At 68.0% G+C, this 11025-nt stretch carries 7 protein-coding genes and 2 pseudogenes; 5 read left to right on the top strand and 4 right to left on the bottom strand.

Going from position 1 to position 11025, the window contains the following annotated elements; translation table 11 throughout:
* Positions 1-1054, bottom strand: a pseudogene (locus tag WCJ52_RS08340) (hypothetical protein); the annotation flags it as partial.
* 410 nt (positions 1055-1464) lie between these two features.
* Between WCJ52_RS08340 and flgK the strand changes: the two are divergent.
* The 3 genes from flgK to mnmA are packed head-to-tail and all read left to right on the top strand — an operon-like array spanning position 1465 to position 5741.
* Entirely contained in the window at positions 1465-3558 is a 2094-nt protein-coding gene (gene flgK, locus WCJ52_RS08335) for a flagellar hook-associated protein FlgK (RefSeq protein ID WP_336902844.1), read from the top strand.
* A gap of 10 nt (positions 3559-3568) precedes the next feature.
* Positions 3569-4498 carry a flagellin gene (locus WCJ52_RS08330; RefSeq protein WP_336902843.1) on the top strand — a complete coding sequence of 310 codons (930 nt, stop codon included), beginning with the start codon at positions 3569-3571 and terminating at the stop codon, positions 4496-4498.
* A gap of 43 nt (positions 4499-4541) precedes the next feature.
* Entirely contained in the window at positions 4542-5741 is a 1200-nt protein-coding gene (gene mnmA / locus WCJ52_RS08325) for a tRNA 2-thiouridine(34) synthase MnmA (protein ID WP_336902842.1), read from the top strand.
* Here the strand turns inward: mnmA and WCJ52_RS08320 are convergent.
* Positions 5680-6387, bottom strand: a complete 708-nt coding sequence (locus WCJ52_RS08320) for a heme-binding protein (RefSeq protein ID WP_336902841.1) — start codon at positions 6385-6387, stop codon at positions 5680-5682. The two genes, mnmA and WCJ52_RS08320, sit on opposite strands and share 62 nt — an antisense overlap.
* 339 nt (positions 6388-6726) lie before the next feature.
* Between WCJ52_RS08320 and WCJ52_RS08315 the strand changes: the two genes are divergently transcribed.
* Positions 6727-6996, top strand: a complete 270-nt coding sequence (locus WCJ52_RS08315) for a GNAT family N-acetyltransferase (protein WP_336902840.1) — start codon at positions 6727-6729, stop codon at positions 6994-6996.
* Positions 6997-7005: 9 nt separating this feature from the next.
* On the opposite strand, the pseudogene uvrB reads toward WCJ52_RS08315, so the two are convergent.
* A pseudogene (gene uvrB, locus WCJ52_RS08310) lies at positions 7006-9180 on the bottom strand (excinuclease ABC subunit UvrB); the annotation flags it as partial.
* A 155-nt stretch (positions 9181-9335) separates the two neighbouring features.
* Positions 9336-9953: a thioredoxin domain-containing protein gene (locus tag WCJ52_RS08305; protein ID WP_336902839.1), complete on the bottom strand. Its 618-nt coding sequence runs from the start codon at positions 9951-9953 to the stop codon at positions 9336-9338.
* 338 nt (positions 9954-10291) lie between these two features.
* On the opposite strand from WCJ52_RS08305, the gene WCJ52_RS08300 reads away from it, so the two are divergent.
* The coding region (locus tag WCJ52_RS08300) for a cell wall hydrolase (RefSeq protein WP_336902838.1) at positions 10292-11025 on the top strand (734 nt) is incomplete at its 3' end.

Below are 11025 nucleotides of genomic sequence, written 5' to 3'. Positions count from 1 at the left end.
GGGTGGGCAGGGCCACCTCAGGTGCGATGATTTCGGCGGGCAGGGTCGCCGCCGCCGCTGGACCCGCGCCCTGGGTAGGCGGGGAAGGCTCCGCCGGCATCTGGCGGCCGACGATGCGAACCACGCCGGGAGGCTGGGCAGGGAAGGAAGACGCCGGTTCAGGGCGGGCGACCGCAACGGAATCGGAATCCTGCGTCTCTGCAGGGCGTTGGTCGGCGGTGCTTGGTCCGGCGGCCCCGGGGACTTCCGCACCGGGCGGGACGTCCGGCGCCTGAAGGCTTGCCAGGAGGCTCGTCTGGATGTCCGGCGACTTGACCCGCGCCTTGTCTGCAGGCTGGGCCTGACCCTCGTCCGGACGTGCGCCCGGGGCGATACCCGATGCAATAGGAGGCGACGCTGGTGGCGCTATACCAGGCAGGAGGGAAGGCGAAGCTTGCCCGGGGGAGACAGTGGAGACAGAGGAGACAGAAGAGACAGAGGAGACAAAGGCGGCGGTAGCCTCGCCCCGGGGGCCTGCGGGGGCTCCGGGCTCTCCAGAGGCAGCGTCCTTTGCTCCAGCCTCGCGCGCAATCGGGGATGGTGGGGGCGGCGTGGGGCTCAGGACCTGGGCCATGGCGAGGACCAGGCGAACGTCTCCGGGGAAGGTGGCGGCCGGATTGGGGTCTGTCTGCTCAGGTCCGGCCAGCGGGTCCCCATCGCCCTCTGTTTCGGGGTCCAGAAGCTGGATGTCCGGGGTGTCGCGCTTGGTGAGGGCTCCGAGCGCCTTCGGTTCGCCCGTGTCTGCGACCATAAGGCCCGGGTCCGCGACCACAAGGAAGGCCGATGTAGAGTCGGCTCCGGCCTGCGGTGACCCTGCCTTGGTCGCTACCTGCGCCGTCGCGGCTGGACTGCCAGCTGCTGGCGTCAGGGGATTTGCGCTCAGGGCTCCGGCCAGGGCCGAGAGTAGGGCGGCGAAGTCTCCGCCGTCGCTGTTCGGGCCGTCCGACGCGGGAGCGCCGGCGGCGAGCAGGCCGGAGGAAACCGGCGCGAGAACGAGAGCGACGTCGAGGGTCAAGACGAAAAACCGGTCCGGATTTACCCTCCGGCGAGGGGCGCCTGCTGCGCCTCACGATTCCTGTCCTCACGTCGCAACCTTCGCGCCAACTTCTCTAGGAGCCCGCAGAGAGTTGAAAAATATGACTTAAATCTGATCTCGCCACTCTCCGCCTCGGACTTCGGGGGCGGTTTTTGCCGGGCCCGATCCGACCGGCAAGGTCGAGTCCTGCCGCCCTGAGGCCCGACCTGGCCTGGCCTTGGCACCGTGGCCCGGGACTTGCGACATGTCGGATATCTCAAAGCGGTCTCAGAAGTTGCCGCGTTGAAATGAAAGGATTTCTTCGGAGGCCTCGCGCAGGCGCTACCTAAGGAGCCCGGCAGAAATCGCCGGGACTGCGCAAGGGTTGCCGGTTCAGGGGGATTGTTCCCGTGTCGCTGACTGCCGTACTGAACAACGCTTCCTCCGGACTGATCGCGGCCCAGGCGGGCCTGCGGACGGCGTCCGACAACATCGCCAACGTCAACACCCCCGGCTATGTCCGAAAGGCGATCGACCAGACCCACCGGATCATCGGTGGGGTCGGCGCCGGCACCGAGGTCAGCGGCGTTCGCCGCATCGTCGACCAGTTCCTCGTCTCGGCCGGCCTCACCGCCGCCTCCACCTCCAGTCGCTGGAGCCTGACGGCAAGCACCCTCGACAACGCCCAGAGCCTGTTCGGGGATCCGACCTCGGACACCGGCTACTTCGCGTCCCTTGACAGGGTCTGGAGCACCTTCGACGCCGCGGCCCAGAACCCGACCTCCGGCATTCTCAAGTCGCAGTCGGTGGCTGTGGTCGAGGACTTCTTCAACCAGACCGCCCGGATCAACACTCAGATCGGGCAGATGGTGGCCACCGCCGATGCCCGGGCCCTGGGCTCGACCCAGGACATCAACGACATCCTGTCGCAGATCGCGCGGCTGAATACGGACATCAGCCGCGCCTCCGTCGGCAACGGCGATGCGACTGGCGCCGAAAACGTCCAGTCCGGCCTGATCGACAAGCTTGCCACCTTGATCGATATCAAGGTCCAGCCCCGGTCCGCCGGCGGCGTGACGATCCGCTCTTCTGAGGGCTACGAACTGGCCGGCGATGCCGCCGCCACCCTGGCCTACCGGTCCTCGGACTCCACGCCCGGCTACCTCGCCGTGCAGTATGAAGTGGGTGGTGAGCAGCCCATCACGGTTACGGGCGGGGAGATGCGGGCGCTCCTGGACCTGCGCGACATCCACCTGCCCGGCATCTCCGAGCAGCTCGGGGAGTTCGCGTCCCGGGCCGCTGAACGCCTGAACGCCGCGCACAACGCCTCGAGCGCCGCACCGGCGAAAAGCCTCCTCGAGGGCCGGGACACCGGGCTGGACCTGCCGACTGCAGTCAGCGGCTTTACGGGTGCGGCCACCTTGGCGGTCACCAACGCCGCTGGCGTCATCCAACGCCGGGTGGATATCGACTTCACGGCGGGAACCTTGAGTGTCGATGGCGGCGCAGCGAGCGCCTTCACCCCGGCCAGCTTCCTGGCCAATCTGAATACCGCTCTCGGGGCGTTTGGCGCGGCGACCTATACCAACCGTGGGCTGACCCTCAACGCCGCTTCGCCCAACGGCATCGCCATGGACGAGGGCACGTCACAGAAGGCCGGGCGGGGCTTCTCCCACTTCTTCGGCCTCAATGACCTCGTCAAGAGCTCCGGCCAGACCAGCTACGAGACCGGCCTCACGGCTTCGGATCCGCACGGGTTCACCGCCGGCGACACCCTGACCTTCCGTCTGACCCAGTCGGACGGCAGGCCGATCCGCGATGTGACCGTCGCCGTTCCGGCGGCGGCCACCATGACGGACCTGCTCGCCGCCCTGAATGCCAACTCCACCGGTGTCGGCCTCATCGGCGCCTTCGCCCTCGACGCCCAGGGGCAGATGAGCTTCACCCCAAGCACCACCCCCCCGGTGAACCTGTCCATCGCCCAGGACCTGACCAGCCGGGGTGCCGGCGGGCCGTCGGTCAGCGGCCTGTTCGGCCTGGGCGTGATCGAGCGGAACTCCCGTGCCGACCGCCTCTTCGTCGATCCCAAGATCGTCCAGAACCCCAACAAGCTCGCCCTGTCCCGGTTGGACCTGACCGTCGCGGCGGGCCAGCCCGCTGTCCGGCCCGGCGATGGCTCGGGGGCCCGCGCCCTTGCGGCGGCCGGTGAGACGCCCACCGGCTTCGACGCAGTTGGAACCCTGGGTGCCCTCACGGTCTCGCTCAGCGACTACGCCGCCCAGTTCGGAGCCTCGATCGGCCGTCAAGCCGAATCCGCTGACAGTCGTCGGATGACTACCGAGGCGGTGTCCTCCGAGGTCGCCGCTCGCCGACAGTCCGTCGAGGGCGTCAATATCGACGAGGAACTCATCCGTCTCACCACCTACCAGCAGGCGTTCAACGCCTCGGCGCGCATGATCCAGGCCGCCAAGGAACTGTTCGACGTCCTGACCAACATCATCTGAGGGGGCCTGAATGAACCGGGTATCCACGAGCGGAAGCTATAGTTCGGTCCTGGCCAACCTTATGTCGGCCCAGCAGCGGCAGACCGAGGCGGGCGACCAGTTGAGTACGGGCAAGGTCGGCACCGACCTCAAGGCCTTTTCCCGAAACGCCCAGGTGCTTACGGCCATGCAGACCCTGGACACCCGTCTCACGGGCTTCACCGAGCAGAACGCCTTTACCGCCAACCGGCTGGACATCCAGGACCTTGCCCTGAACAAGGCGGCAGATGCAGCGGACCAGACCCGACTTGCGATCTCCAACGCCCTCGCCTCGGACCGGGCCGACGCCCTGATGACCGAGCTCCAGGGGCACTTCTCGAACGCCGTCTCGGCGTTGAACACCCGCCATGCCGGCAAGTACCTCTTCGCCGGCGGTCAGGTCGACACTCCGCCGGTGTCCGCCAACCAACTCTCCGATCTTACCGCGCCGGCCACCGTGATCGCCGACTTCTTCCACAATGACGACTATATCGACAAGGCGAGGGCGGATGAGACCACCACCCTCAACGTCGGCCAGCTGGCCGATGACCTGGGAACCTCCATGTTCACGGCCTTCAAGGACCTCCAGGCCTTCGAGGAAGGGGGTACAGGTCCCTTCACGGGCAAGCTGACGGCGGCCCAGAGGACCTTCCTCGAGAGCCAGATTTCCGTCTGGGACTCGGTGCACTCCAACCTGGTCACGGCGGCCGCCAAGAACGGTGCGGTCCAGAACCAGCTGGACTCTGTGAAGACATCAATGACCTCACGGCAGACCACCATCCAGGGCATGATCGGGGATGTCTCCAATGCGGACCTCGCCAAGGCTGCCTCGGCCCTGACCCAAGCCCAGCAGGCCCTCCAGGCCTCTTCCCAGGTGTTCCTGGCGCTGAAGGGCGCATCGCTCCTCAACGTGCTCCGGTAGCGGCCCGCTCGCAAAATCCCGCTGGTCCGACTAGATAGGGCCCATGACCACGGTAACGCTTTCCGATCGCCTGACCGAAGAGACCCGACGGGCCGTGGGCCTGCCCGCGGGCGCACGGGTGCTGGCGGCCATGTCCGGAGGCGTGGACTCCACCGTGACCGCCGCCCTTCTGGCCCGGGCGGGATACGACGTGGTCGGCGTGACCCTCCAGCTCTACGACCATGGCGCCGCCGTCCAGCGGAAGGGTGCCTGCTGCGCTGGGCAGGACATTCATGACGCCCGTACCGCCGCCGCGGCCCTGGGCGTGCCGCACTATGTCCTCGACTACGAGAGCCGATTTCGCGAGCAGGTGATCGAGGACTTCGCCGACGCCTACCTGCGGGGCGAGACCCCGGTGCCCTGCATCCGCTGCAACCAGACCGTGAAGTTCCGCGACCTGGTGGAGACCGCCCGCGACCTGGGCGCGGCGGCCATGGCTACCGGGCACTATGTGCAAAGGTCAGAAGGCTTGGCGGGGGCACAGCTGAGGCGCGCCGTGGATCCAGCGCGCGACCAGTCCTATTTCCTGTTCGCCACGACCCGCGACCAGCTCGACTACCTGCGCTTTCCTCTTGGCGGCCTGCCCAAGGCCGAAGTGCGCGCCCTGGCCCTGGAGCTGGGCCTGGCCGTGGCTGACAAGCCCGACAGCCAGGACATCTGCTTTGTGCCCGAGGGCCGCTACACCACGGTGATCGACCGCCTGCGCCCCCAGGGGGCGGAGCCGGGCGACATCGTACACCTGGACGGACGGGTCCTCGGCCGCCACGAGGGCGTGACCCGCTACACGATCGGCCAGAGGCGCGGGCTCAGCGTCGCCGTGGGCGATCCGCTCTATGTCGTGGGCATAGATGCCGCGACGCGCCGTGTCCTGGTGGGTCCCCGGGAGGCCCTGGCGACCCGGGCGGTCTCGCTGAAGGAGACCAATTGGCTGGGCGACGAGGCCGGGCTAGACCTTGCCGCTGCAGCAGAGCGGCCGGTCCTGGCGCGGGTGCGCTCGACCGCCGAGCCGGTCGCGGCGCGGCTGGGCCTGGAGGCGGGTGAACCGCGGGTGATCTTCGACGCGCCGGAGTACGGGGTCTCTCCCGGCCAGGCCTGCGTCCTCTACGCCGCGGAAGACCCGGAGAGGGTCCTCGGCGGCGGCTTCATTGCGCAGGCGCTGAAGTCGTCGGCTCCACCGGCCGGGCCACTTCGTTACGGCGCATGAAGGGCAGGGTCCAGGGCGGGTCGTAGAACCAGGCCACAGGCTCGCCCGAGGCCCGCCAGGCCGATCCGGCCAGGGCGGCGTCGAGGACCTTTTCGTGGCGTGCGACGGCCTCCGAATTGCCAAGTCCTGAGAACTTCACCACGGCGAAGGTCCGCGAGGGGATCTCGACCAGGCGCACCCGGGGGTCATTCGGCTGGGGCAGGGTCGCCATTGTGTACTTCGACGGCATGATGAACTGGATCGACCAGGATTCGCCCCCGGCCGGCTTCTGGACGACGGGAGATGTCATGGCGATGGATTCGCTGCTCCCGGCCCGGGCCTGGACTACCGGGGCGGTCATGGCGATTGACTGGGAGCCGCCCGAGGGCTCGCGGCCCTGCACCACAGGCGAGGTCATGGCCACCGAGGCCTTCGTCGTATTGTCGCCGAAGATGTAGCCGGCCACCCGCCGAAAGCCTTCGCTCCGGGCGGTCTCTACCGGCCCCTCGACAATGGCCTCCGCCGCGATCTGCGGCGCATAGCGCCGGATCTCGGCTGCGCCGACCTGGCCCACCACCTCGTAGACGGGCTGCTCCGTTCCCGCTCGAATTCCAACCAACTGTCCCACCCCAGCCAGGAGGGTGACCAGGAACTCACCGACGCCCATGACATGTCTCCGCCTGAATGGAGTCAGTATGGGGCGCCGGGGGCGAAAACCAAAATCCCGGCATTTCCGGGGCCGGCGCCAGGGCCACTGACCCCCTCACCCGGCTTCGCCGGGAGCTCCCCCTGAGGTGGAGCAATTACCTTCCTAATTCCGCCTCCCAGGGGGAGGTGGACCGGGGCAAGGCCCCGGAACGGAGGGGGTCAACTGAGCCGCCGTTGACCCCCTCAGTCGGCTTCGCTGACAGCTCCCCCTGATGGGGAGTAATTCGCGCTGTAAATCTTCTCAAAAAGCAGCGGCGACAGGGTGCGCCGGGCGACGATCTCTTCTAGTCTCCACCCCATGGCCAGCACCCTTCGCGACACTGGGGCCCGGTTCGAAATGGACGAACAGGGCCTGACCGCCTTCGCCGACTACCGGCGCGCGGGTGACCGCATCCTCATTGACCATGTGGAAAGCCCGCCGCCCCTGCGCGGGACGGGCGCCTCGGGCCGGCTGATGGAGGCGCTGTCGGCGGAAATCCGCTCGCGCGGCCTGCAGATCACCCCGGTCTGCAGCTATGCGGCGGCCTGGCTGCGCCGGAGCGAGACCTACCGGACGCTCCTCGACTGATCTGCACCTTCAGCGACGTTTCGGGCGCCGCCAGGCTTCGGCGGCCTCGGCCCGGCTCTCGGCGCGGATCTGGCGAGCCGCCTTGCGGGCGCTTCCGCCGTCCTCGCCCCCTTCCGATCCGCTGAGCACGTCCGCCGCGAATTCCAGGTCGAGGAGCTTGAGCCGCTTGATCTCGTCGCGCAGGCGGGCGGCGGTCTCGAACTCCAGGTCCCCGGCGGCCTGGCGCATCCGACCCTCGAGGTCCTTCAGCGTCGCCTTGAAATTGTCGCCCAGGAAGGGTTGGGCACCGTCCTCCGCCACGCCCACGGGCACGGTGACCCGGTCCTTCTCATAGGGGCTGGCGAGGATTTCCTTGATCTGGCTGCGGACGCTTTCCGGCGTGACGCCGTGGGCGGTGTTCCAGGCGGTCTGCTTCTCGCGCCGCCTTTGGGTCTCGGCCATGGCCCGCTCCATGGAGCCGGTCAGCCGGTCGGCATAGAGGATGACCCGGCCATCGACGTTCCGCGCGGCCCGGCCGATGGTCTGGATCAGGCTGGTCTCGGACCGCAGGAAGCCCTCCTTGTCCGCGTCCAGGATCGCGACCAGGCCACACTCCGGAATGTCGAGCCCTTCGCGGAGCAGGTTGATCCCCACCAGGGCGTCGAAGGCGCCCAGCCGAAGGTCGCGGATGATCTGTATGCGCTCGAGGGTGTCGACGTCCGAGTGCATGTAGCGGACCCTCAGGCCCTGCTCGTGCATGTACTCGGTCAGGTCCTCGGCCATTTTCTTGGTCAGGACGGTGACCAGGGTCCGGTAGCCCTTGGCCGCGGTCTGGCGGACCTGGTCGATGACGTCGTCTACCTGGGAGAAGCCGTCCTTCGCCACGGGCCGGATTTCCACGGGCGGGTCGATCAGGCCCGTGGGCCGGATCACCTGCTCGGCGAAGACGCCCCCGGCCTTCTCCATCTCCCAGGGGCCGGGCGTCGCCGAGACGCTCACCGTCGCCGGCCGCATGGCGTCCCACTCCTCGAACTTGAGGGGGCGGTTATCCATGCAGGAGGGCAGGCGGAAGCCATAGTCCGCCAGGGTGAACTTGCGGCGGAAGTCACCCCGGAACATGGCCCCGATCTGGGGAATGGTCTGGTGGCTCTCGTCCACAAAGAGCAGGGCGTTGTCCGGGATGTACTCGAAGAAGGTGGGCGGCGGCTCGCCCGGCTGGCGGCCGGTCAGGTAGCGGGAATAGTTCTCGATGCCGGCGCAGGCACCGGTGGCCTGGATCATTTCGAGGTCGAAGGTCGTCCTCTGCTCCAGCCTCTGGGCCTCCAGCAGCTTGCCGTTGGCCACCAGCCAGTCGAGGCGTTCCTTCAGCTCGGCCCGGATGTGGTTCATGGCCTGGTTCAGGGTCGGCCGGGGCGTGACGTAGTGGCTATTGGCGTAGATCTTCACCGCTGGCAGGTCCGCACTGCGCCTGCCGGTCAGGGGGTCGAACTCGGTGATGGCCTCGATCTCGTCGCCGAACAGGCTGATTCGCCAGGCCCGGTCCTCGTAGTGGGCCGGGAAGATTTCCAGGGTGTCGCCCCGCCGACGGAAGGTTCCACGCTCAAAGGCCTGGTCATTGCGCCGGTACTGCTGGGCCACGAGGTCGGCCATCAGCTTCTTCTCGTCGATCCGGTCGCCGACCTTCAGGCTGAAGGTCATGGCGGTGTAGGTCTCCACCGACCCAATGCCGTAGATGCAGGAGACCGAGGCCACGACGATGACGTCGTCCCGCTCCAGGATCGCCCGCGTGGCCGAGTGCCGCATGCGGTCGATCTGTTCGTTAATCGAGGAGTCCTTCTCGATGTAGGTGTCGGTCCGCGGCACGTAGGCCTCGGGCTGGTAATAGTCGTAGTAGGAGACGAAGAATTCCACGGCATTGTCCGGGAAGAAGCTCCTGAACTCGCTGTAGAGCTGGGCCGCCAGGGTCTTGTTGGGCGCCAGGATCAGGGCCGGACGCTGAGTCGCTTCGATTACCTTGGCCATGGTGAAGGTCTTGCCCGAGCCCGTCACGCCCAGGAGGACCTGGTCCCCCTCCTGCGCCGCAAGGCCGGCAACAAGCTCGGCAATGGCCGTTGGCTGGTCCCCTGCCGGGGCGTAGTCCGAGACCAGGCGGAAGGGCCGGCCACCCTCAGACTTCTCCGGCCGGTCAGGCCGGTGCGGCCGCCAGGACATGTCCGTCGCAGCGGCGTCGAAGGCGAAGACCGCCATGGCGTCGCCGACTCCGGGGGCGACTCCGGTAGTGACTCCGGGCAGGGGGTTGGAAGGCATGGAGACAGAGTAGGGGGCCGCTGGGGCTGGCGCCAGTCCACCCGGGCCGAAAGTCAGCGCTTCCGGTTCGCCTTCAGCGCGGCGGCGTAGGCCGCGTCGATTTCCTCGAGGGTCATCTCGCCAGCCTTCACCTTCACGCCGTTGAAGAAGAAGGTCGGGGTGGAGTCGACGTCCCGTCCCCCGACCTTCTCCAGTTCGGCGTCAAGGGCGGCCTTGCCTGCGGGGTCGGACAGGCAGGCATCATAGGCTGGACCGGAAACCCCGCCTTCCGCTGCCGCGGCGATCAGGGCTGACCGGACGTCTCCCGTGCGATAGGCCTCGTCCTGCCGCCGGAAGAAGCCTTCCACGACCCTGTAGTACCCGTTGGGTCCTGCGCACCTCGCCAGGAGGAAACCGGCGGCGGCGACGTTCTGGGGTGGCGTAAGGAGGGGGCGCAGGACATAGCGCGCCTTGCCGGTGTCGATGTACCGGGCCTTGAGTGCCGGGAAGACACCGTTGGCGAAGCGGGCGCAGTGGGTGCAGCTCATCGAGGCGAATTCCTCGATCAGGACAGGCGCGCCAGGCCGCCCCATGACGAAGTCCGGGGAAACCGCAGGCTCGGCGGCGGGCGCGGCGTGCGCCGGAGCGGACAGGAAGAGGACGGCGGCGAGGACGGTGAGGATGCGGTGCATGGCGACACTCCGGAACCAGCCGGGAACCTTGCTGTCAAGCCATGGCCGGACCCCTGTGTTGGGGTACCTGTCCACAGGATCTCCATGCTGCAGTGCACTAATGGCTTGCGAATCTCTGCGTCTGCGTCCATATCCAGCCTCGCATCGCCATTGTCTGGCCTCCAACGTGTAGGAGGCGGGCAGGTTGAAGAAGGTCTCCAGCAAGCGCAGGGGCCTCGATCGACACAGCTGACTGGGGGCTCTGACCCTCGCCGCACGGGAAATCATCATTGTTGAATTTGTTTCAGGCGCGCGCCTCCAGGCGTGGAGTCTTGGGTGCCCTCGTCGTTGGGAGCGCAGTGGGTCTCTGCCTCGGTCTCCTCTCCCTCGCTGGCCTGAGTGTCGGCGCCTTCCAGGGGAAGCCCAGCGACCGTCTCGAGACCGCTTCCGCGGCGACCGCGTCCTGGACAGCGGACGCCGCAGCCCCCAACCTCCGTTTTGACGTCTCTGGCCCCAGTCCCGCCAAGCGGCCCGCCGCCGTCGCTGCGGTGACCGCAGGCGCCCGGGGCAACCGCGACCTCGATTGCCTCGCCCAGGCGGTCTACTTCGAGGCCCGGGGCGAGAGCCCTGCCGGCCAGGCGGCCGTGGCCCAGGTGGTCCTCAACCGCGTGCGCAAGGCCGGATTCCCCAAGTCAGTCTGCGGCGTGGTCTTCCAGGGCGCGGCCCGTGGGGTGGGCTGCCAGTTCTCCTTCGCCTGCGATGGCTCCATCAACCGGAGCCGCGAGAGCGCCGCCTGGTCCAGCGCCCGGCGCATCGCGTCCCGGGCCCTGGCGGGCGCGGTGATGACTGCCGTCGGCGACGCCACGCATTTCCACACCATCCATGTCACGCCGAGCTGGAGTAATGATCTTCTACGGGTGACCCAGCTCGGCCTGCACGTCTTCTACCGGGTCGGCCAGCCGTCACCCCGGACGGCCCTCGCCGAGGCAGCCCCCGAGCCCGTGGCCGATGTCAGGGTCGCCGAGGCCCGGCTGATTTCCGGTCCGCCGTCAGGTCCCGTGGAGGTCGTGGAGGGCGCTCCGCCCCCCCTGTC

This window comes from Phenylobacterium sp. (assembly GCF_037138395.1).
Classification (GTDB): domain Bacteria; phylum Pseudomonadota; class Alphaproteobacteria; order Caulobacterales; family Caulobacteraceae; genus Phenylobacterium.
The sequence above is the reverse complement of the archived record's forward strand: the minus strand, read 5'-3'. Positions and strand labels throughout refer to the sequence as shown.

Bases quoted from the DNA above. Each gene is read 5' to 3' on its own strand.
- WCJ52_RS08330 (WP_336902843.1), top strand. From the start codon at position 3,569: ATGAACCGGGTATCCACGAGCGGAAGCTATAGTTCGGTCCTGGCCAAC.
- mnmA (WP_336902842.1), top strand. From the start codon at position 4,542: ATGACCACGGTAACGCTTTCCGATCGCCTGACCGAAGAGACCCGACGG.
- WCJ52_RS08320 (WP_336902841.1), bottom strand. From the start codon at position 6,387: ATGGGCGTCGGTGAGTTCCTGGTCACCCTCCTGGCTGGGGTGGGACAG.
- WCJ52_RS08315 (WP_336902840.1), top strand. From the start codon at position 6,727: ATGGCCAGCACCCTTCGCGACACTGGGGCCCGGTTCGAAATGGACGAA.
- WCJ52_RS08305 (WP_336902839.1), bottom strand. From the start codon at position 9,953: ATGCACCGCATCCTCACCGTCCTCGCCGCCGTCCTCTTCCTGTCCGCT.